Genomic DNA, 24,136 nt, shown 5'->3' on the forward strand with positions numbered 1-24,136 from the left:
AATGGCGGATACTTTTGTTACTTACAAAAAAGGTGAAGGATTTTGGATACATGAAGATTTTATTCAACTAGCTTTATGCTACATAGTACAAGAAATTTCGAAGAATCAATATGATATTTCGAATAAACAAGAATTATTAGAAGACTTAAATGTTGACATTCAAGGTTACACCCATGGATATATGAGTATCGGATTATTTGAATACATTAATTCGATTTCAGAAGAACAAAAAATGATTCAAATCCTTCAAAATTTAATAATTATTATACAAAACAAAGGAACATATATTTCTGTAGCAGAGCTTCAATCGATTTCTACCGAAGATGAGGATTTTAAATTATTATACAGCAGAAAGCCATTTCCAACGTCTGAATTGATAAAGATTCTTGACGCACTTATAAAAATGTTACAAGGAACTTGGGATTCTACAAATTATAACATGGATATTAATTATCAGTACTAACATAGACTTGTTGTAGAGTTCTAATCAGGTCATGGCTTTTAGTTATGACCTTTTTTAATTAAAAACCAATGCTTTTCTATGTTGTTTTGAACCATAATTTATTGTTGCAGGTTTTGTATGTAAATAAAGATTGGTTTTGGCAACGCTACAGCGCAATAGATTACAGCGGAGACAAAGGACTGAGCTATTTTAGGAGGTGACAGACTGCAAAGCCTGAACTGTCGACTGCAACGTCTGAACTATGAACTGCAAGTATAGAACTATCAACTGCAAGTATAATGTTGTTAACTGCGCTGATAATGCTGTCATCGGCAGGTATAGAACTATCAACTGCAAGTATAATGTTGTTAACTGCGCTGATAATGCTGTCATCGGCAGGTATAAACCTATCAACTGCAAGTATAATGTTATTAACTGCGCCGATAGAACTGTTAACTGCAAGTTCTGAACTACCTTCATTTAGGCGTTTTCTGAGCAAAAACATTTTGTAGATTGATTTATTGTATTTATCTTGCCTATGCTAAATGATAATTAACATATTTTACTAATCTTAACAAGGGAAGCAATTAAGTAAGCAATTCAATTTTTAACAATATTCCTGAGACGAGCGGTAGTCCCGCATCTATATTTTCTCTGTAAAGAGTTAATTGTCGTTTAGCAGCGTCTCAGGATCTTTTTATCAATGTTATGCTAAACGACAATTGTAAAAACCCAAACACACAGCTCCCAAATCAGGTAGTAGCTGTAACAGAATTCCGTAAACTGATTGAAACCTATTTCGATATGATTAGTTTATCGGATGTGAATCAATTCCTTACTGAAATGCTTAGCGCAGCTATCGGGCCCGATCCGCGCTCTGGCAAACACAAACCCATTACCATTGCCAACGCCCTTTATGATGTAAACAATATCATCAGCCTGCTTACCAAAACAAAACTTTTAGCCAATGAAGAAACCTTTCAGCATGATGCCGTAAACCTGAGTTATCACCTACAGGCTGTTGGCCAATTTGATGTGGAGCATCTTTCTGAACTATTATATGTTGGATTAAATGCCTATATCTTTCAGGAGGATGATTTTGAAGGCGCAACTTTAAAATTTTCTGCCGAAATTACTGCCGCATATAAAATGATTTATGATTGGCTGTCAGAATGCGATGCCTGGTGTAAGTCTGTTGAGTGTTATGAATATAATGAAACTATCGGTTTAGCAGCTACACCATAAACGTTCAAATTTTAATTGGCCATTTAACTTATACAGCTATGAGGGAAAACTCCCCTCCTAATTTAGGAGGGGTGCCCAAAGGGCGGGGTGGTTGCTAGTGGTTATATCATTTAATTTCGGTAAGTGAGATACCAACCGATAGATAAATTTTTTTGCCGCTCTATGCCGCGGTGGCATGGTACTTTGGAGCGCCAAAGTACCCAAAGCGCTTCGTCAATCCGGCAATGAGCCTTTTGCACAATCCCATACTCATCAAAAAACAGTGGCACTTCGTTTTGTGTTCAATATTTTTTAAAATTAAATCATCGTTATGAACACAAAACCACTGCGTTTCAGGTTTGTTAGTGCCAGTTTACCTGAACCGCACCTGTTTTTTGATTTTCCGGGCTCTTGGGATTGACAGCGTCCTTAGTTAGAATCCGTGCTTTATTAAAGTCGGTTAGCAAAAAGCCTAAACTATTCTTAAAAAGATGTGTGTACACAGTAAAAAAGGCGGGGTGGTTACTAATGGTTATATCATTTAATTTCGGTAAGTGAGATACCAACCGATAGATAAAAAAACCTACTGTCATGCTGAGGTACGAAGCATCTGTAACCTATTAGTTTAAATACTAACGCTCATTGTTTAAGGTGTTTTTCGAGTATGTATTGGTTTATGTGGGGCCAACTGCAAGCTCCCAATTTTAATAAAATCCCTAATACTAGGTATTTCCCTGGATAGCGCACGCGTGCCACAAGAGTTGGATTACAGGTTAAGATAAATCGTCATCTCGACCGCAGTGGAGAGATCTTTTAAATATAGTCCAAAGATCTCTCCTCCGAAGAAATTCCTTTGGAACACTACGCGTTGCTCCAGTCGAGACGACGATTTTTAGTATCAGTCATTGATAATATAGTCAAAAGGTATTTACCAGCTCCCGCATCATCGACGCTTGACTTAGGGCTGAGGGTTTCTTCACTGCGTTCAGAATGACAGTATCTATTTGGTGTTTCTATTTCTTAAACCCGCATCATCGACTTTGGACTAAGGACTCTGGACTTAAAGACTTTAAGCTAAATTCCTATAAAATCCCCATTACTAGGTATTTCATTAGCGTTAACAATAACGTAACTTAGGTTTATTAATTTGCAGTAAGCTAAATGCTTGATCATTAAATCTAAATAAGCCCTTACCATGAGTACCGATATTGTAAAAACCTACATCCTGAACAGAAGTTCAGAAGAAATTAAATTAAGCCTCATTATTGGCGGCATTGAGCAAACCGGCACGAGTTTGATTACCCTTAATGAAGACATGGTTTTAAAAGATTATCAGGGCGACCTGCACCAAAAGGTAATCGGGCAGAATGATAACCTGCACCTTAAAAAACTAAACATCATTACCGTGGTTACCGATACTTCACCAAATCATAACCACACCGATTTATACGTGCTGTTAGAAGGCGGTTTTGTAACCAAGGGTTATAAAATGGAAGAAGAAGTACAGCCCGGTGCCTCTACAGTGTATACCGCAGAAATCACTTTTTATCAATTTTAACGCTTATGAAATATCTCATATTAATTGCCCTCAGCATATTTGGTACTACAGCCTTCGCACAACAAGCAGCTAAAAACGACGATAAAGAGATTAAACAGGTTAAATTCGACCTGCTTAAAGCACCCAGTTCGCCTGCTTCAGCACTATTGGGTTTCGCCGTGTCAGATATCGAAAAACCGACTGATTTAAGCGATTTTATGCTTTCGCTACAGTCAGCTACTTCATCTTATACTAAACTTCCTTCCAGTTATGCGATAGATATTGCACCCTTTTACCTGTTCCGTAATAAAGGGGCAGATTTTAGTACCACAGGTAAAAACGGCTTACAGTCAACTAAATTCAAAGATTATTTAAGGCAGAGTTTTGTGGTGTCGCTAGCCTTGCGCAATCCAGATTCGGCTTTTAATAACTTTAAACCAACCAGTACTTATGGTGCACTGGGTTTAAAATTTTCCATCATCAGGCCGCAATACAATACCGAAACCAAACAGAAATTAAATTCTATATATGAAAAACAGCGGGCATTGCTGATGATCTATAAAATAGGCCTCGAAGAAAAAAGAAAATCGGCACGTTACGAATTGCTGGGCATCAGAAATATTTACCTGCTCGATTCAATTTCTCACCTGCCTTACTTAACCGAAGAAGAAAAGAAAGCGCATGCGGTAGCCATGATGGAAGATACCTCCAGTGAGTTTGCTAAAAATGAATTGGAGAAAAGCGAACTGAACAAAGGTTTTAAAAAAGAAATACAGGCCGAGCTGGCTAAGCAGTCGAAACTGGAAGCCGATCTGCAGGAAGAAGCCAAAACTTTTACGGGTAACCGCGAAGGTTTATCGGTTGATATTGCCGGTGGTTTAAGTACAGAATTTAGGGAGAAAAGATTTGATAATTCTAAAATATTCAACTCGGGCGTATGGACAACCTTTGGTTACAACTGGGCCAACGGCAGTTCTATTTTGGGGCTGGCCCGTTACCTTTATAATCCGGATGAAATATTTGCATTGGATAATCTAAAAAATAACATTGGTAACATTTCTACCTTCGATACCGGTCTGAGATTTGTTTTTACAAAGAATAAATTCGGTGGAGGTGCAGAGGCACTTTACCGGAGCATTTTATCATCAGCCACTGTAAAACCTTCGTGGCGGGTAGTGGCAAATGCCGATTATGCCTTATCAGACAATCAAAAAATCATCTTCTCTTTCGGCCGTAATTTCGACGGAACAGTAACCAAAAACGGAAACCTCGTAGCCGCATTAACAGTATTGTTTGGCATTGGTACAAATAGGTAGGGTTTGTTAGTTCATTAGCCATTGGTTCATTAGTTCACTGGTGAATTGGTCATTGGCGAATTCATCATTGGTGAATTGCTATTTGTTTAATCGACTCTGGACTTCAGACTAGGGACTAAAGACTAAACTCTAAATAATGGGTCAAAATGTGCCAATACTTAACGGTTGCTTGCGAATACTTAAACAATGCTTTGCCGCCTTTCTTTTGGGTAGTATTCGCTGTATTTTTAGTTGTTGCTTTTGTTAATAACGGGTCTTGGTAATCCATTTTGGAGTAGGCTAAATTACAGGGCATGCCTATTTTTAAGAACCGAAGCATAAAATTAATTACATGCCAGCCAATCAAGTTGTAACCAGAAGATTTTATCCAGCCCTATCGGAAGTAATTACGGTAGATGACCTGCCGGAATTTTTACATTTTGCAGAAAATGGGTTGAACCTTTTGCTTGATAAGATTCATTATAAAAATCTTCAGTATTCAAAAAGTCAGCGCGGCGATTCGGCATTTTATAGTTTAGATATTGTAACCAGTAACATTGGCCTCGATTTACCTTTTGGTTTACGTTTGGTACTTAATCCTGATGAGGATGGCGATTCGAATATCTCGTCTTTCCCCATTTCCATACAGTACCAATGGGAGATGCTGGCCTTTTTACGTTCTTTTAAAGTTCAGAATTTCGCCTTCACACCGGAAGCATTTTATGAGCTGGGCCTTCAAATATTTAAAATTACCGAAGATGAGGTCATCGCACACATCCTGAATTATTTTGTTGAAGATAATGACACCGAAACCAAATTTGAGCAATTGCTCGATGCGGTAAATGTAGTTTATGGAACCAATTTAAGCCTTCCGCCAGATGAAGAGCCAACGGTTGATGCAGTGGTTGCCTTAATTAACAACGAGGTAAATATTCCTAAAAGTGTTTCTGCAGTGATGTTTGGTATTTACATCTTAGATACCGGAGAGAACGAAACCCGTGAGCGGTTACAGCAATTTTACAACCGATTAGTTCCAAATGGAATAGAAGATTATATTAAACAGCTGATTACGCCAAAACTTAAGGCTACTTTAAAATTATCGGCAGGTATAGAATTTCCTCGGAACATATTAAAACCTGTAAATGAAAATGGGGCTTTGATTGATGGGGAACCAACCTCAATGTTTACTTTTGGCGAGGCCACGTTTTATGCCGATACTGAATCGGGTATAGGTGCTGATGTAGAATTGGCAGGTAATCTGGTACCCGAATATGCCCAAATAGGCAATACAAACCTGTTTATCGGGATTAAAAAAGCCAAGCTCGACCTAAGCAAAAAAAGGAACATTGCTGAAGCAGATGCTGCAGGGTACGGACCAGATTTTACCGGCTTGTATATAGAGAGGGCTACTATTGGTTTAAGCCGTTTCGGCAAACAAAGCACCACAAAAACCAGCGTTGCTTTAATTGGTGAAGACATGCTGATCGGTACCGGTGGAGTTTCGGGTAAAATCTCACTGGAATCTAACGGCGCTTTATATCATGACTTTGGTTTGTTCGAGGCAGAATTGAACCTGTTTTCAGTCACCTTTAAAAAAGGTGCCATTGTAGAATCCGATATTGCAGGTAAACTCACCATTCCTGGTTTTAAGGATACTACCGGGCAGCAGGCCATAATCGATATTCGTGTACACATTCAGGATAATGGTGATTTTGAACTTACCGCCAAACCACAACAAGGCTTATTGCCGATTACACTGCCGAATGTTTTTACCCTAAATATCAGAAGTTTTAATCTTGGCAAAGAAGCCCGTGGTTTTTATATCCAGATAGCCGGAACGTTGGATTTTATAGCCGATATTCCAGGCTTAGGGCAGGTATTGCCCAAAGATATCGAGATTCAGAAATTAAGAATCTGGGATGATGGTGAAATTGAATTTGATGGTGGCAGTTTTGTCATTCAGAAAGCCTTTAAACTTAAAGTTGGTCCGGTTAACCTCGAAGTTAGCCAGATTGCTTTTGGTGCCTATACCAGGCAGTTAAAGGGTATAGAACGTAAATACCGTTTCTTTGGTTTTGATGGAATGATCAATACCGGTAATGCCGGTGTAAATGCCACTGGTAATGGTATAAAATATTACTTTACCATCGATCACAACGACACCGATAAATCTTTTGATAGCTTTACCAGTATAGATGGTATTGGGATCGACCTCACAATTCCGGGTAATGTAAGCAAAGAAAAAGCTGCTTTTATATTAAACGGTTATTTGAGCATGAGCAATCCCGATCCTGCCATTCGTGACTCTAAGGCCGGATCGGAATACACCGGTTCCATTAGCTTCTCTATGCCGAAACTCCGTTTAAGTGGTTCTGCTGCCATGACCTTAACACCGAGTGTGCCATCCTTTGTCGTCGATATTGGTATGGAACTGCCAGGCCCAATTCCGCTTGGGGCAACAGGCCTGGGTATATATGGTTTCAGGGGAATCATTGGCAGGCATTATATTGCATCTAAATCGGCCACCAAACCTCCATTGCCAGATACTGCCAGTTGGTGGGAATACTATAAAGCTAAAAGTAATACTACCGGCAGAGAGGGGATAGAACTGGATAAATTTGCTGATAAAGCGGGCTATTCCGTTGGGGCAGGGGTATCTATTGCAACCTCTTTTGATAATGGTTTTACCTTTTCTACCAAGCTCTTTTTATATTTAGGCTTACCCAACCTGTTTCTATTACAGGGACAGGCGGGAGTGCTGCGTTCACGTATTGGATTAAATAAAGATGTAGATCCACCGTTCAGCGCTTTAATTGCTATAGATGATAAGTCCTTTATTTCCAGTTTAGGTGTAAATTACCGCTTACCTGAAGGTGGCGCTTTTGATGGTGCTATATTTAGCCTAAGTGGTAAGCTCGAACTGGCTTTCTTTTTTAACAATGCTTCGGGATGGTACCTTAATGTAGGTAAAGATCAACCTGAAAGTGAAAGGATCAGGGCGAGGATACTTACCCTCTTCCAGGGTTATGCGTATCTCATGATCTCATCACGCGGTATTAAAGCGGGGGCAGGGGCAAGATTCGATTTTAAGGCCAATTTCGGTATTGTAGAATTTGGTTTTGGTGCCTTCGTTGACCTGGGCGGTTCCATTAGCTTTAAACCGATACAAATTGGCGGTTACATCAGAATGGGTGGCTATGCCTATATCCGGATCCTGAGATTTAAGTTTTATATTTCGATTACCGTAACCTTAGGTTTTGAGGCACCAAATCCATTTAACATTTATGGTGCATTGGAGCTCGATTTAGGCTTGCCGTGGCCGGTAAGAAAACTCGGCCGGATCAAAATAACGCTAAGCTGGAAATTTAATAACAATAGAGAACCATTGTTCGATCCGATACAGATATTAAGCCTGCCCGATCCTGCAACCGGCTATATGCCTGCTGCGGCAACCAACATGCTCTCAAGCGAAACTTTCCCGATCAACTATGTAAATTACGAAATTACAGGGAGCTCGGTAAATATTCCGGCGCCAGGGGCTGGCGGTTGGCAGTATAACTTTAATGACGAAAATGCGCTAACGCATGTAACCATACCATTAGATAGTTTTATCGATATCGATTTATTAAAACCGGTAAAACCAGTGGCAGGACTTATTGGTGGGGCAGGTAATCAATTGCCCGATGGTTATATAGAAATGCTGCCACCACAAAAAGGAATCAGTAGTCAGGTACGTCACGAATTACAGTTGCTTGGTCTCGAAATTTATGCCTGGAACGAAAACGGAAGTTGGCAGCCCTACAATATTTATGAAGCTGTTACCGTTATCCGTGCCGATAATACAGGTACTGGAGCCATCGACCTTAGTAAATTGAATAATGCGTACTGGCAGTTTAACGAACCTAACCGGTACAACAAGATCAGGGTATTATCGCAGAATATGTTTAGCTATAGTAATGGCATGAGCAATTCTACAGCCAATCTCGATGCTTTAAACTTTCAGCGGAAAGATCTATTCTGTTATGAAAATGTATCTAAGCTTAACGTCGTGAACTGGATCGGTCAGCCATTGAATAAAGTGTATCAGCCAGCCGAAACCTTTTACATTAAAAACGTTGCCTTTAGGTTTACCAACATTGAAGGGCAGGTACAGAACGACGCAGGCTTTGGTAATACCGTATTGCAGCTGGCCCAAAGTGGCGGTTCTTTAAGTGTAATTTTACCCGAAGCCGTGACTACCGTTTCGCTCGACTTTGGAGCCAACGCCAATGCGCTCCGTGTTGATTATGTACAACATCAGTACCGCATAGGTTATGATATAAACCCGCTAAAATATATGGGGCATAACTTCGGTGATATATTGGTGCCAAAAACGGTAAAATATAATGTGCAGGTATTAACGCAGTATCTGGGCGATACAGAAAGCAATACCAGTTTAAATTATAACAATTTAAACCAGCCCATTAACGAAGTGATGATCCATTTCGAAAGCAGGTATCCGTTAAATTTTGAAGGTGATATTGTATTGGGTGGTTACTTTAACTTACCTGCAAGCTACATTTCAACTACAGCTTTTCCAAATGGACATGAGTTTGATGCCGGTAAAGCATTGGTTTACGCAACCATTTACAATAAGGCTTTTACTGCAACGGAAGTATTAATTAAAGCATATAATAACCCGGTAGGGGTTGTGGGGCAGTGGCCATTGGATAACCGTGTGCCTATTGTAGGTAACCAGAATGCCCTTGTTGCCGGAAATCCCGGTATGATAAATGGTTTTTATGGAAAAACCAGCAGCAACGAGTGGCAGTTACATCAGGCCTATGATTATACCGCTAATAGCGATGCCCTTTTAATTCCTTTTGAGCCTGAATTAAAAGTTGAAGAAGGTAATTTTGCCTTCGAGGTTACTGCTGTTTTTAATCCTTTTGAAGCAGGTGTAAGTACGCTTTTCTCAAGGGTTACGCAAGATCCTACAACAGGTAAGAAAAAAGGTTATGCACTGCATCTGTATCAGGATGCACCTGGCAATGCAGATACTATTTATGGTGCCGAACAGCCTGTTCCATCATTCAAAATATGGTTTACCGCCTATCAGGATCTTGGTCATTATGGATTAAGTGCTTCAGAGAAATATACATTGAACTGTGATACTGGTAAACTGACTGAAAAACAATATAAACAGATCTTGATCTCGGTAAACCGTAGCGCCGGAACCATCGATATTTTTATTGATAAAGTGCTGAAAGCAAGTGAAGCCATCCCTTCCGAACTGGATTTTGTTGCTCCGGTAATTAAAATAACCAACCTAAACCAGCTAAGTTATTTAACAGAAGTATTACAGCGCAGGCTGGAAGAAAATAACATTACCCCCACCGGTTTTATTGATGAGGCAGAATTGTTAAGCAATAACTTAAATAAAACCATACAGCCGGTATGGCGCCCTGATACAACCTATGCCATTGTGGTTAAAACACGCGATGTGATACGCGATGTGATAGAAGAGAATGCAGAAGAAGAAGAAGAAAATGCAGACGCAGCCGTACAAAAGAACCATATTTATGGTTTTAAAACCGTTGGGCCGATTGGGCACTTTCAAAAGAAAAATGCCATTTATAAAGCACTGAAAGAACAGGATAAAGCAGCTGCATTTAAACTGGCTGATTTAAAGCACTACATTGATTACGAACGTTCTTTCCCTGATGCACAAAGCCGTTACGATTTAAGCAAACCTGTATTTTGCCATGATCCGAAAGTAAGCCTGTTGTTTGTTAAACCTTATCTTAATGCCATGTTCTCTGATTGGGATGGTTATTTAGGTCTGCCAACCGTTAAGAGTACTTTACAGCTGCAGCTGCTGGATCCTTATGGCGCAATTTTAAGCCCCGAATTAATCTGGGAGCAATTGCCTGATGAGGAAATTACCAATGCCAACTTTATGAAATTACCACCCGATCAGCAGCTGCTGTATTTCATGAACCGCGCAGCGCTCGAAGATTCTTGCAATGTAAACCCTGTAAGTATTAAAAAGCGTAAAAAACAGGGGGCATACCATTTCCCTAACCTTGAGCCGAACCGTTTGTATACCGCTTTATTTACCGCAGTATATCAACCGCTTGGTGAGGTAGAACAAAGGGCGGAGATTCACCGTTTTAACTTTAAAACATCCCGTTTCAGCACCTTTGCAGAACAGGCCGGAAGTTATGTGCTGAACAGTACCACTGGGTCTGAAAAATATGCGGTTTATCCACTAAAGGTAAGTTTTACACAGGCCGAAATTGATGGGACAATCAAAAAACTGATTGATGATAACCTTGAAAATGACGCTGCTGAAGTAATCAGGTATGCGGCAAAGTACGATCGTTTGGTGTATGGCGGTTTGACAATTAAAAACCTCGAACCGATTGAAACCACGGTGATCCATCCGGTAATCAATATTGATCCTTTGGATTCAGGTAAACGCTTATTGGGTATATTGATCAGGAACCCTGAACCTTTTAACAATCCAAAGCTACCGCTTGATTCTTTAAATAATACGGTTGGTTTATCGCTTAGCCCTTCGGGACAAGCCGTGCTGGCGCCAGAAGCATTTATTTATATCCATGCACAGGATACCTCAGCAGTGTTTATCAGCAATGCAGGATTAAATATGCCGGTTGGCGATACACAGTTACACTTTAAATACAAAATATTTAACGGTAATGATTATGAAACAGATTCTGAAAGTTATAATGGGCCGATCATCCGAATAACGCTTTAACAGTTTGCTGAATTAAAACATGAACAATAATTTATAAAAATACTTTCAAAATGGCGTCTGCGAACAACTTCAATGCTTATTCATCCGACTATACCCGTATAACAGATTGTCTTTTTGCTATACAAGCTTTAGAAGCGAGTGGAAGCTTAAATACCCAGACAGAATTGCTGCGGTTGCTGCGCCTGCTGGAGCAGGATGTATTAAAAAAATTATATGTAATAACCGTTAGAGTATTAAAAGTAGTAACCAACCCTGATAGTACCGTTTATATCGGGGGTGATTTTAGCGAAAAGAATTTTTCTGAAAAAGATTTTAACATAGGTGCTCTGGTGATCAACCCACCAAGCAATCGGGATTACTTTTATGGTGATTTTGATAGGGAAGATTTTCTGTCTAATGATTTTTATGTAGGCTACCTGGAAACCAGCGGTAAAGGTTACAGTACCATTTTTAAGAGCATTTTAAACATGCTTGATGAGATTAACAATTATCGTGAAGATACCTTTAGCGAGGAAGACCGTTATGCTTTAAACGAAGCATTGGAAGCATTATTGGCTGCCTTTAAAGTGATAAAGGATTTATTGACCCAATTGGCTTTGAACCCTTGTGGCCTGGATGATACTTATTTGAACAATACGGGTGGTATTTACCTTCAGGCAGCTGGCTCTGACGGTGCCAACGGCATTGCCCAGGGTATTCATTTAAGATGGAGCCTTACCGGTGTATTGGGAGATAACCATTTGCCCAAAGGAGACTACTATAATGCCCAGAACAGCCAGTTATCAGGCTTTAACCGAAAGGATGATTATGTCAAGGTATTCCGTACGCAATATATAAATGCGCCGACCATATCTATTGATTTTGAATTCAACCGTCCTGTTATAAATTTTAAAGACAGACAGTGGATATACACGGTTAACAATAATTTTAATGGACATAAAATTACCAACCGCGTAAAGCTGACCTTTGAGAATGCCAATGCTTATAGCGAATTGGGCAGAACAATTGACCCATTGCTGGATTATTATCGGTTTTTATCCTCCTACAATGAAATCATCACTTTAGAAATAGAAGGTAAAACCAGCTATTCAGTAGGGTTCCATTTTAATAATACCAGCAACGAAAAGGCAGTACTTAAGGTGAAAATGCTTTCGCAGATTGTTAATGAACCCGATAACACTATTGAAGTACGTAAAACTATGTTACTGGATACCCTTGGGGACATATTTGAATTCGCAAAAGCAGATAATATTGCCAAAATATCGATTAAAAAATCAGCAAATGCTGTCATTGAGAACTTTTATTTCTCAACCTACCATGATTTTTTAACTACCCGCCAAGAAACAGACTGGATGGAAGTAGGAGGTGGTTTTGGCCTTTCTTTAGATGATGCCGTGGTTTTCGATCGTTTGGAGGATGAAAACTATCCTATCGATCACCTCTGGCCACATTTTAATGATGGCACTACCGTAAAGGTGGCCAATTATCAGGATAAATGGTTAACTTCCAGAGCTGACAGCCTCTCGGTAAAAGAAGTGTTAAACAAATACCTTCAGTTAAGCCATACCAACCCAAGAGCAGAGGAAATGGTTTCTAATGTAGATCAGGGACAGCAGAATGAAGGTTTTATGATCAGTTACCTGGATATCATGAATATGCAGGCATTGGACTATCATTTCGCAAGGATGTTAGGCCTGGGACATATCGATACAGTAGATAACGATGGAGACTATTTTTATCAGGCACGTTATACTAATAAAAGTAGTTTAAACTCATCTGGCACCTCAACTTATGTGTATACCAGTTTACCCGTTACAAAAAGAGATTACCTGCTGCCCGAAAAACCTAAAATGCGACCAGTGGCTTATCAGTTTTTGGGCGATAACGACAGTATGAACGATATGCTTGATGGTAATGGTTATGCAAATTTCGATTATGCACGTGTAGTTAACATAGGCAGGATGCCTTTTACTGACGAACTGGTTGGTCATGATTTTTTTACTAATCTGAATGCCATCGAAAACCAGAATATTTTCGAAAATCCGAAGCCGGTATTTTATGGTTTGGAGTATCGGGCAGAAAATCAGTCAGCCTATGTGAAACCTGAAATTACCAGCGGTAGTTTTCCTGGCGAACATCAATATTATGCTTATGATAATGCCAATCCGCAGGGTGTATTAGAGACTCAGCCATTAAGAGATGATGTATTGAGTTTGTTTACTCATTTCGAAAAACAACCTGGTAAACATTTTTATGCCATTTATGGTATTAACTGGTTCTCCAGGGTTTCTGCACTGAGTGATGAGGTACATACTGATGCTACTGAATTTGCAGCGGTAAATACATTATTACCGCCAAGCGATGTTACTGTGCAATATGTTCAAAAAGAGGATCCTTTATTGTTTACCACTACTGCTGAGCAAAATTGGCTGGCCGGACGTAAACAGGTATTTGAAGGTCAGGATATTGGCTTTACGCGTGTCACTTTTAACTGGCTGGATATATTAGATGCCACCAGATTAATTGATCAGTCGGCTGTACAGCTTAATACATTGATTAAAGCAGACCATGTTAAGGCTTATTTTAATCCTGAATTACCCTTAATCATAACCGGACAGATAAAAGATATTATTCATGAATCTGATGAAAAAATGATCAGGTTAATTGTTGGTAGTTATAAACAGATTGATGGTACACTAATAACACCTAATGTAGCTTCTGGTGATTTTTTTAGGTTCAGCAATAGCTTATTAACTACGCCCAATGGTAAATACCGTGTGGAGAATGTCGTAAACGGAAGTACAGGGATAGAGATTATTATTGAGGGTATTAGTGAAAGTGGGGTAGTAGATGATGAAAACGAAGCTGGCTCTTATTCGACCCAAAAATTTGCAACTTTCCCCGAAATTGGAAGCAGATTTTCGGTTGCCGAAAACTTAAGTAATCCCGCAAACTGGGATCCGGTTACGGAGTCCGTTCAGTTAAAAAGTTTTGCCGATGCAAATAATCCGCGTATAGAACGTATTACTGATTCAGAAGGTAAAGAAACCATTTATTGGGTAGGTGGTATCCATAATCAGGCAACTGTTACACCATTGTTCGGCGCTGAGTATCCTGATGGCTTATTGGGTTATTATAAGATCAAATTTGATGGTACTGGAAATTTAAATGACCACCCACAAATTAACCTGCCTTTTGATGTCAACGATCCCAATAAAAACTCTCCCGATCAGTTAAGGCAGGCACATGTTGAATGGTATAAAGGATTGATCAGGATACCAACTGTAAATGCAGATCCTGAACCAAAACTGTTGGAGGTAATCAGGATAGAAGAAACACATCCGGTAGAGCTATATGTTTACGATCCAGGTTACCAGGAAGACCCTATCCGGGTTTCGGATCCTACCGCTTTAACCGTTTCGGTAAATTTCCATCCGGGTTACAGGGTATACTTTTTTCCGGAACCTGGACCTAATCATACCTTTAACGCCACAAATATACTTCCTTTTGGAAGCGATAATGATAAACGTACACAGCTTGGGCTACAAACAATAGATAGCAGGGCCGAAAGCAACAACAGTATTTCGGATGTTTCAGTACCTGCCATATTACTTGCCCATAAAATTGAAGAACCCGCACAGTTTGAAGCACCTGGTACATTTGGTTTAAAAGTACGCCCCGATGCCACAGGTAAGGCTTCATTTACTTTTGACGTTAAAATTGAACCAACGATAAATGGTATAAAACGTACTCCATTTGGTTTTATGTTCTACAGAACAACCAACGAGGATGTATTGGAAGCGCTATACAAACCAGCTACCATAACTCAGATTTTGAAAGCACTGGCAGATCTTGAAGAAGATCTGTTTTATAGTCAAAGGTATTTAGAACTGGTTAATTTAACTTTTAATCCAGCTAACACAGATTCATTTAAGATATTTCCTGCAATACCAAATGCTTATGGTTTTCCTAAACCTGATAAGGTGGGGCTTGTTGATGAAACACATGATAGTTTAGAACTTAAGAAATTAAAATATTTTGCTGCCATACAGGAAACGTTATTGCCCTTAACCGAGCAGCCCCCGATCCTGGCTTTTATTAAACAAGGCTTGCAGACCGAAAATGCGTTGCCTGTGATCCGGGATTTGGATGGGAATTTACTTGATGGCACAGATACGGCTTTTAATCCTTTCCCAATGATCAGGCAGTATAATAAGCCATCGCAGCCTAATACCACCTATATCCGCTTTACTGATTATTTTTTAAGCGGAGCTTCGCGAAAGTTATATTTCTTTGCCGGGGTAGAGGTAACCAATCAGTTAGAACCAAGCTTGCTAAGTCCTTTTGCCGGACCAGTAAGCATTCTGCAAACTTTACCTTCAGCACCGCCTTTGGTTACCAGGTTTGCCATTAATCTCGATTCTTTCTCTGCAGAAAGCGGTGCCTCAGTTGTTTTTAATATTGCACCAATCTCTCCTGAAGACCGTATTTCGAAAATCAGGATTTACCGCTCAAAAGATAAAGATAAGACTGTTACGCTTCAAGGTATGGAATACCATGTAGATCATAATATTCTAGCTGAGGATATGGAAGGTTATGAAATTAACGACGATTTTAGTGATTTAACTGTTGCCCCACTAGGTGATACTGTCTATTATCGCCTGGCCGGTATCCGCACCATTATCAATGAAAAAGAGCAGGAAGAAGAAGTATTATCATTAGGTACAGATATAATACCAATCACCTTGCCCGATTATCTAAATCCTGAAGCACCTGAGCTAACTTATCACGCTGCTGAAAATAAATTAAGCTGGCCGGCTACAGCTCACAATGCTAATTATTATGTATATAAACAAAATAACCGCGGTAATTGGGAAAAAGTGTATAGCGTTGAGCCACCGACCTCGTCTACAGAAATGGAATATATTTTGCCTGAGCCGTTATTAACTGTAGATGAAGATGGCGATAAACTTTATTACCGTTTTAAAGTACAGGTGCAAAATACCTCAGGTCTTGTTAATCTAACTGATAAAGAATTAACTGTATAATATTATTTAAAAATTAAACTAATGGCACAGATACCACCAATTACAGATGCTTATATAGATGAAATTGTTAAAGCATCAGATGCGTACAATCCAGCGTTAAATAAAAGCCAGGGAGTAAAACTTAGGGAACTGATCAAAAAATTAAGAGATTATTTTACGCAGGAAATCCAACAGCCTTCTAACGGAGATTATATTCAAGTGTCGCCAAGTGAACCACAAAATGCCAGTATCAATATTACAGGTGATTTAACTGCTGGTCAGTCTATTATCGCACATCAGGGGTTTTTAAAAATGGCCCTTCCGTATTATATACTATTAGTGATGCCAACGGTTACATTGGTTTATCGTTTGAAGCAAAAGATGGCCCTCAGGTACAACTTCGCTATCAGCCTAATGCCTTAGGGAATGGGCTGGTGATTTATGATCCTGCAAATCCAAACAATACAGGCTTGGGTAATTCTGATTGGCGGCGTATTCTGTAGATGGTGATGCAATTCAAGTGAATCCTTCAGTACCACAAAATGCCAATATCACTATTACTGGTTATTTAACTGCAGGCCAATCTATTACGGCTGAGGGTATTGAAATCACAGATGCTACTAGAGGAATTGTTTTGAAATCTCCAAATGGTAATCGTTGGAGGATCACTGTATCTGATTCCGGTGTTTTAACTACAGCTGCACTTTGATTAGAAAAGCAAATACATAGGAAAGATGGCATCAATATATATCTAACAAAATGATTTTTTATTTACGTCACATTAATGATCTCTAGCTACTTTTTTATCAAACTCAAATATCGTTCTCATGAAGAATTTTCTAAGAGTCCTTGCCGGCAGTTTTATTCCCGCTTTTGAAAAAGGAATATTTGAAATCCGTTTCAGCTTTAAACGTTTAACGGTAAGGACATTGGTTCACGATTTTATTTCGGTAGCCGCTACCATTGGTTTTGTTATTTTGCCTGCATTTTTAATTGGGTTTATCTTTCTGTTACTACCTCAGGGTAGAGATACTCTTTTACTCGTGGTAGAAAACTTATCTACCTTTAATTTTGGGCCGCTCTTTTTTTTACTATTGGGTATTGCAGCCTGGAGCATGGTATCGGAAATTAGTGTACGCTATGCGATTTATATTTCTGATAATTCGGGTAAAAATTTGAGTGATGATCGGGTGGCCTGGCGGAAAACTGTTCAAAAATTACTTGCTGCAGCTTTTTTGTTGTGGCCATCATTTATTGTTTTTGTGAGCATGTTTTGGTGCATGCTCAGCGCCACTTATATGGAGAAAGTACCACGGTTTTTATGTTTTGGCATCTGCTTTATCCTGATTTATTGGTTAATGTCTTTTTTATCCAATCAATACTTCCGTAAATCGGGTAAAGCAAGCGCCGGAGTTTATCTGAAAACGAAGCTGGGAGAACGGTCTTTACCTGATCGGGAGCAGAAATACCTTCGGAAATTATATGGCATCTATCAGGATTTTATTTATACCCTACCTAAGGCATCCAGTTTTCAGAAAAAATACAAGGAAGAGTTGCAGGATTTTTCAGATTGTTTTACAAAATCAACTAAAGATTTTACAGAGGGTTTTCCTCAAAATCCAAAAGTACTTATTGAAACACGCATTGTACCAGCCGAATTTAACCTAATTGACAGAGAGAAACTGTTAAAAGGAAGAGGTGAACTCTATAAGTGGACTTATCAGATTCCTGCATCATTTTATAACGGCTTACATCGCCAGATTAAACTATTTGCTGGAGTTTCATTTCTGTTATTCCTGTTAATAGCATTTATTCCTGGTTGGTGGCCTGTATTCTCATGGATTGGAGCTCCAGCCTTAATCTGTTTTGCTTTTGCATGTTACACAGGTATGTATACAGGACTCCTTTATTTAGATAAATCTCTGCTAAGAAAATGGAAAATTTCTGTCCGTTTTCTGCTGGTCATTATTCTGGTAATCTGCTCTTTCTATAATCAGGATCATCCTGTACGCATGAAAGATCATAAAACAAATGCACGTGAAACTGTTGTGAATCAGTTTGATAAGTGGTTTTCTGGCTACAAAGGAAATATTGATAAGCAAAAGGGAAAAGGAAACCAGCAAAAAAAATATCCTGTTATTTTTATTTGTGCCGAAGGTGGTGCTTTACGAACCGGTGCATATACCAGTTTATTCTTATCTAGTTTAAGTGCGAAATTGGAAAAAGAAAAAAATATTGATTTTAAAAAATCGGTATTCGCCATGTCAGGAGTATCAGGTGGAGCTGTGGGTTTAGGATTATACAATGCTTTAACTTTCGAAAATAATATTCAGATCCCCTCTAAAACATCAATTGAATTATCTAAAAGGTTTTTTCTGCATGATACTTTGTCGCCCATAGTAGGAAAAATGCTTTTTGGAGATTTTCTTAACTTATTCTTGCCTATACATATTGACTTACTCGACCGTTCGATTGCACTCGAAAAATCTTGGGAAGAATCTTATCAATCCATAATCGATAAAAATCAGGAGAATGTATTTTCCAGAAGTTTTGCGACAAGAAAAATAAAGCCAACACAACCCTTACTAATCATTAACACTACAGAAGTTGAAACAGGGTTACAATGCTGGGTGAGTAACCTTATTCCCGATAGTTTAGCATTTAAAAATCAGCGGGATTTATTGGCAGAAAAGGTAAATGATCTAAATTACAGCACAGCGATAAATTTTAGTACCCGTTTTCCTTTGTTTTCTCCGGCTGCAAAAGTTGGTGGGGTAAATGGTAAAGCTCGCTTACATTATCTGGATGGAGGTTACGTTGAGAATACGGGCAGTGCTTCCATGTTAGAGATACTTCAATTATTAAAAAGTAAGTCAACTTACTTTAATCAAATCACCCCGATAGTAATCACCTTACTTTTTAGCGAAGAAGATAAAACGGCGCCCAATATCAGATTTGGCAATGAGTTAGTAGAAATATTAAATGCATTAACTCATGCAAGATCTGGAAATAGTAAGATTAGCAGGTTTCGCATCAAACAGTTTTTAAATGAGGATAGCATAGGTTTTGCTATTGATGAGCCATTAACTGCTGAAGAAAAAAGTGTACCCATGAACTGGGTTTTATCTGCACAGAGTATGAACAATATCACGCGCGATGTACAAGATAAGTTAAATAATACTTCAGAAACGGGTATAATTACCAAACTGCTTAAGGATAATTTAAAATATCCGCAAATAAAGTAGTTGAAAAGTTATTTAACGATCATCCCGGTTTTCGTATTCTTGTAAAAAAAATCTATGGAAAAACCACTTGTTAATATCACTTATTGCCCTAAATGTGGCTGGATGTTACGTTCGGCTTACATGGCACAAGAAATTTTAACCACTTTTGTAGACGATGTGAAGGGTGTAACTTTAATTCCAAGTGAAACATCTGGCGTTTTTACGGTTCATGTTGGCGCGAAACTAATTTTTGATAGAAAGCAGATGCAAAGTTTTCCTGAAATTAAACAACTAAAACAGCTTATTCGTGATGAAGTCAATCCCACAAAAAATCTCGGGCATTCTGATGTTAAATGATTTCTGGTCAGTATACTGATTAATTTAAATAAGTTAATATACTGCGTTAATGTAGTGAAAATATTGCGCTATTAGCTATTTAATCCTAAATCATAGCAGCTAATGGAGTATGAGAAAATACGTATATTCGTTCCATACCAAATAATACTTCAGTACTGTTTTCTCTATGTTTCTTATACAAAAAAAAACTGCCTGCTTCATGCTATTTTTATGGATGGGCGCAGGTATTGGTTTTGCCCAGTCTTTAACTGTTCCACTTAAATATCTTGGGGTAGAAAGTGGTCTGTCAAACAACGTGGTAAATTCCTTGTATCTGGATCATTATGGTTTTATGTGGATGGGTACTTACGACGGATTAAACCGTTACGATGGTTATCATTTCAAGGTTTTTAGAAATGGGTGGGGAGACGAACATTCATTGGTAAATAACCATATTACGGTATTAAATGGAGATGAGAATAACAGGGTTTGGGTAGGTACGCAAAAAGGAATTTCATATTATGATTATGCAGATTCCAAGTTTCATCAATTGATTTATCTGGATAAGGGCATAAAAAGTGAAGTAAGTGATGCTATTAATTCAATTGCAATAAGTAAGGCTTCAGTTGTTTATGTGGCTACTGAAGAAAAAGGCCTGTTCATGCTTAAAAAGAATAGTGGCACAGCAGAACGGATCCCGTTTGGCAAAAATTTCGATTTTACGGTAAAAGCTTTATATGCAGATGAAAATCAAACCCTCTGGCTTTTTATAAAAGATGTTGGGCTTTGCAGATATGATCATGATAAAAACACACTTCGTTTAGTAACTCCTGCCGTACGCTCGGTAACTTGTATTACCAAAGGTGCTAACCAAATGCTTTGGATTGGAACAGAACACGGACTTTTTCAGTTTGATAAAGGCAGAGGTAGCCTGACCAGGTTCCACCAGCGTTTAAGTAATGAAAATATTATGAACTTGTTGTTTGATCGGAAACAAAAACTCTGGATTTCGACCGACGGGGGAGGAATTACCGTTTATGATACAAAAAATCAGAAAACGAATTACTTGTCTGCAGGAAAAGAAAAAGGCTTACTGAGCAGTAATTCTGTTGCACAGGTTTACGAAGACCGCGAATCCAGAAAGTGGATAGCAACCTTACGTGGCGGGGTGAATATCATTGATCCGGAAAGTGAGCAGTTTACCACGATTAAACATGATCCATTAAATAGAAATTCCTTAATTAACAATTTTGTGCTCTCCTTTAGTGAAGATGAGCACAAAAACATCTGGATCGGAACTGATGGCGGTGGTTTAAGTGTTTGGAACCGGAAGCAAAATGTGTTTACTAATTATGCTAAAAGCAGCGATCCGAATTCCTTAACCAGTAATTTTGTTACCAGTATTTTAAATGATACCGATCACAATGTTTGGGTGGCCAGTTTTAGCGGGGGGATAGACCGGTTTAATAAAACAACCGGAAAATTTATCCATTATAACTGTTATAATACTTTTAAAGGTATTGATGATATTAATATTTGGAAGCTTTATCAAGACAAACAACAAAATATTTGGGTAGGAACCACGAAAGGTGGTGCATTATACCGTTACAATAAAAGTGCTGATAAATTTGAACTTTTCGACCATAAATTAAAAGATATTCACAGCTTGTTCCAGGATTCGAAAGGCAGGCTTTGGGCTGGGAATTATACCGATCTGATTGAAATAGATCCAGTCAATAAAAGACATCATTATACAAAAATCAACTTTGCCATTAGGGCTATTCAGGAGGCTTTAAACCATCAAATATGGATTGGTACGGAAGGTGGAGGTTTACTGCTTTTTGATCCCGAGACCAAAAAAATAAAGCGATATATCCAGAGTGATGGATTGCCGGGTAATTCGGTACTCAATATCCTCCAGGATAAACAAGGCAATTTATGGTGCAGTACCTACAACGGCCTATCGAAATTTGATGTTATACACCATAACTTTAAAAACTATTATGCTACTGATGGTTTACAGAGCAATCAGTTTAATTATAATGCAGCACTAAAGCTTACTAATGGTGATTTTTTATTTGGTGGAATTGGCGGTTTCAACCTGTTTTCGCCCGATAGCATAAAGAAAAACAGAAGGATACCTAAAATGGTGCTCACAGATTTCAGAATCAATAATATTCCCCTCGACCAGGATTCAGGTTATAAGGATATCTCTATTGTTAATTTAGCCCATATAGAAATTCCATATAATGCTGCGGTGATTTCTATCGATTATGCAGCCATAGAATTCTCTTTTCAGGACCAGATTTCGTATGCTTATTACCTGGAGGGTTGGGACAGAGACTGGAATTATGTAAACAAATTGAGTACCGCTTATTATTCCAGATTAAGTGAGGGCGAATATAAACTGCACATTAAAAGTACTGATACGGAAGGTGCCTGGAGCAACAACGAAAAGATCGTGTTCATTCGGATTTTACCTCCCTGGTACCGTACCTGGTGGGCCTATACCATTTACCTCATCATAGGATCTTCCTTATTTTATCTTTTTCAAACCTATCGCAATCGCCAGAGAAGATTAAAACACGAAGTGGAGCTTACCAATTTTAAAATGGAGCGTGAAAAGGACCTGAATGAGAAAAAATTAAATTTCTTTACCAATATTTCGCACGAGCTGAGAACGCCGCTAACCCTGATCGTCAACCCGATTAAAGATATTATCCATAAAAAAGACCCGGGGCAGGAAAAGAACGATTTAAGTGTAGTTTACCGCAATTCGAGGCGTTTATTAAGCCTGGTAGATCAGTTATTGCTATTTAGAAAAACGGAAAGTGAAAATGATACCTTAAAAATTGTAAGGATCAACCTCTACAAATTTACAAACGAGATTTTCCTCTGCTTTAATTATCTGGCAAAGCAGAATCACATCGAGTATATATTTGAGTGCGAAGAAGAGGGTCTGGATATTTATGCAGATAAAGACAAACTCGAAATTGTTTTTTTTAATCTGCTCTCTAATGCGCTTAAATTTACCCCAAAGGGCGGTTTTGTAAAATTTAGTGTTAAAAGCCTTGGTATGCGTGTGCATATTGAAGTGAGCGATAGTGGTCCGGGCATACCAGCGCATGTGGGTGAAAAGTTATTCGATAAATTTTATAAGGTCATGTCGAACGAATCGCTGAAAATGGGTTTCGGTATTGGTCTTTACCTGGCCAAAAACTTTGTAGAATTGCATCAGGGTAAAATTTCGTTCCGCTCCAATAAGGGGATGGGTACGATATTTTTGATCGATATTCCGGTTGGAGAACCAAATTTGCAACAGAGTGGTGTTTTTCAAAACGAATTAACCTATGTAAATGAGCTTATTGCACAGGAGGAAGAAGCTGAAAATAATGACACCGAGAATGTAGGCAACCTCGAATTGCTCATCTCCGATTTACACTCTATTTTGGTTGTTGATGATAACCTCGAAATTATAGATTACATCAAGCAGATTTTTCAGGATAACTTCAAAATTTACAAGGCCGATAACGGTACCGATGGACTAAAACTTTGTAAAGAATATTTGCCTGATATCGTGATATCTGATGTAAACATGGATGGCCTCAACGGTATCGAACTCTGTAAGGCGATTAAAGACGATTCTGCCCTAAGCCATATTCCTGTAATTCTGCTAACCGGCGACCCTGGTCCGGAAGTAAAACTTAAAGGAATTGAAGTTGGTGCATACGATTTTATAGGTAAACCTTTTGATAAAGAGCTTTTTACAGCTAAGATTAATAGCATTATTAAAAACAGGACCAATCTTCAGTCTTATTTCTACAATGAAATAACCTTGAAGAGTGATGCCCACAAAGTCTCTCAGGAGGATAAGGGCTTCCTGCAAAAATGTATTACGATTATCGAAGAAAATTTGATGGAGGACAGCTTTAATGTAAAAACACTGGCATCTGATCTTGGAATGAGTCATTCTAATCTCTATAAAAGGATCAAAGCTACTTCAGGTCAATCGATAAATGGTTTTATCCGTTTTATCAGGTTAAGAAAAGCCGCCGAATTATTAATCAACACCAATTTAAATATTAACGAAGCTGCCTTTAGAGTTGGGATAAATGATAGTAAATATTTTAGAGAGCAGTTTCAAAAGTTGTTTAAATTAACACCATCAGAGTTTATAAAGAAACACAGGAAAAGTTTTCATAAATACTATAATGTTAATGCTACAACATAAAAGTTACGCTATTTTACGTTTTAAAAGGCATTTAGCTTAAAACACCCCCTGCAAAGTATG

12 protein-coding genes are annotated in these 24,136 nt (G+C 38.5%); 11 read left to right on the forward strand and 1 reads right to left on the reverse strand.

Annotated elements, in window-relative coordinates; genetic code table 11:
• Position 1: 1 nt before the first annotated feature.
• On the forward strand, positions 2–463 hold the full coding sequence (locus BCL90_RS06130) for a hypothetical protein (protein WP_121283114.1): 462 nt from the start codon (positions 2–4) through the stop codon (positions 461–463).
• Positions 464–647: 184 nt separating this feature from the next.
• On the opposite strand, the gene BCL90_RS06135 is transcribed toward BCL90_RS06130, so the two are convergent.
• Positions 648–947 carry a hypothetical protein gene (locus BCL90_RS06135; RefSeq protein WP_121283115.1) on the reverse strand — a complete coding sequence of 100 codons (300 nt, stop codon included), beginning with the start codon at positions 945–947 and terminating at the stop codon, positions 648–650.
• A 203-nt stretch (positions 948–1,150) separates the two neighbouring features.
• Here BCL90_RS06135 and BCL90_RS06140 point away from each other — a divergent pair, with 203 nt between their 5' ends.
• From BCL90_RS06140 to BCL90_RS06190, 10 genes are all read left to right on the forward strand, one after another.
• Positions 1,151–1,687 (forward strand): hypothetical protein, encoded by a 537-nt coding sequence (locus BCL90_RS06140; protein WP_121283116.1) that lies wholly within the window; start codon positions 1,151–1,153, stop codon positions 1,685–1,687.
• A 1,174-nt stretch (positions 1,688–2,861) separates the two neighbouring features.
• On the forward strand, positions 2,862–3,224 hold the full coding sequence (locus BCL90_RS06145; protein WP_121283117.1) for a hypothetical protein: 363 nt from the start codon (positions 2,862–2,864) through the stop codon (positions 3,222–3,224).
• Between the two features lie 5 nt (positions 3,225–3,229).
• Positions 3,230–4,519 (forward strand): hypothetical protein, encoded by a 1,290-nt coding sequence (locus tag BCL90_RS06150; protein WP_121283118.1) that lies wholly within the window; start codon positions 3,230–3,232, stop codon positions 4,517–4,519.
• Positions 4,520–4,850: 331 nt separating this feature from the next.
• Entirely contained in the window at positions 4,851–11,258 is a 6,408-nt protein-coding gene (locus BCL90_RS06160) for a hypothetical protein (RefSeq protein ID WP_121283120.1), read from the forward strand.
• A gap of 50 nt (positions 11,259–11,308) precedes the next feature.
• The gene (locus tag BCL90_RS06165; RefSeq protein WP_121283121.1) at positions 11,309–16,306 is read left to right on the forward strand and encodes a hypothetical protein; all 4,998 of its coding nucleotides are present in this window, start codon (positions 11,309–11,311) and stop codon (positions 16,304–16,306) included.
• Positions 16,307–16,327: 21 nt separating this feature from the next.
• Positions 16,328–16,708, forward strand: coding sequence for a hypothetical protein (locus BCL90_RS06170; RefSeq protein ID WP_121283122.1), 381 nt, complete (start codon positions 16,328–16,330; stop codon positions 16,706–16,708).
• A 61-nt stretch (positions 16,709–16,769) separates the two neighbouring features.
• Positions 16,770–16,994 (forward strand): hypothetical protein, encoded by a 225-nt coding sequence (locus tag BCL90_RS06175; protein ID WP_121283123.1) that lies wholly within the window; start codon positions 16,770–16,772, stop codon positions 16,992–16,994.
• A 118-nt stretch (positions 16,995–17,112) separates the two neighbouring features.
• Complete coding sequence (locus BCL90_RS06180) at positions 17,113–19,530, forward strand: patatin-like phospholipase family protein (RefSeq protein ID WP_121283124.1); 2,418 nt, start codon at positions 17,113–17,115, stop codon at positions 19,528–19,530.
• A 54-nt stretch (positions 19,531–19,584) separates the two neighbouring features.
• Positions 19,585–19,866 carry a SelT/SelW/SelH family protein gene (locus BCL90_RS06185; RefSeq protein WP_121283125.1) on the forward strand — a complete coding sequence of 94 codons (282 nt, stop codon included), beginning with the start codon at positions 19,585–19,587 and terminating at the stop codon, positions 19,864–19,866.
• A 199-nt stretch (positions 19,867–20,065) separates the two neighbouring features.
• Positions 20,066–24,076 (forward strand): hybrid sensor histidine kinase/response regulator transcription factor, encoded by a 4,011-nt coding sequence (locus BCL90_RS06190; RefSeq protein ID WP_166792185.1) that lies wholly within the window; start codon positions 20,066–20,068, stop codon positions 24,074–24,076.
• The last annotated feature ends 60 nt before the right edge of the window (positions 24,077–24,136 follow it).

Origin of the sequence: Pedobacter alluvionis, from assembly GCF_003664035.1 — a bacterium.
In the GTDB taxonomy this organism is placed as follows: Bacteria; Bacteroidota; Bacteroidia; order Sphingobacteriales; family Sphingobacteriaceae; genus Pedobacter; species Pedobacter alluvionis.

Bases quoted from the DNA above. Each gene is read 5' to 3' on its own strand.
- BCL90_RS06130 (WP_121283114.1), top strand. From the start codon at position 2: ATGGCGGATACTTTTGTTACTTACAAAAAAGGTGAAGGATTTTGGATA.
- BCL90_RS06165 (WP_121283121.1), top strand. From the start codon at position 11,309: ATGGCGTCTGCGAACAACTTCAATGCTTATTCATCCGACTATACCCGT.
- BCL90_RS06140 (WP_121283116.1), top strand. From the start codon at position 1,151: ATGCTAAACGACAATTGTAAAAACCCAAACACACAGCTCCCAAATCAG.
- BCL90_RS06190 (WP_166792185.1), top strand. From the start codon at position 20,066: ATGCTATTTTTATGGATGGGCGCAGGTATTGGTTTTGCCCAGTCTTTA.
- BCL90_RS06185 (WP_121283125.1), top strand. From the start codon at position 19,585: ATGGAAAAACCACTTGTTAATATCACTTATTGCCCTAAATGTGGCTGG.
- BCL90_RS06160 (WP_121283120.1), top strand. From the start codon at position 4,851: ATGCCAGCCAATCAAGTTGTAACCAGAAGATTTTATCCAGCCCTATCG.
- BCL90_RS06135 (WP_121283115.1), bottom strand. From the start codon at position 947: ATGTTTTTGCTCAGAAAACGCCTAAATGAAGGTAGTTCAGAACTTGCA.
- BCL90_RS06150 (WP_121283118.1), top strand. From the start codon at position 3,230: ATGAAATATCTCATATTAATTGCCCTCAGCATATTTGGTACTACAGCC.
- BCL90_RS06180 (WP_121283124.1), top strand. From the start codon at position 17,113: ATGAAGAATTTTCTAAGAGTCCTTGCCGGCAGTTTTATTCCCGCTTTT.
- BCL90_RS06170 (WP_121283122.1), top strand. From the start codon at position 16,328: ATGGCACAGATACCACCAATTACAGATGCTTATATAGATGAAATTGTT.
- BCL90_RS06145 (WP_121283117.1), top strand. From the start codon at position 2,862: ATGAGTACCGATATTGTAAAAACCTACATCCTGAACAGAAGTTCAGAA.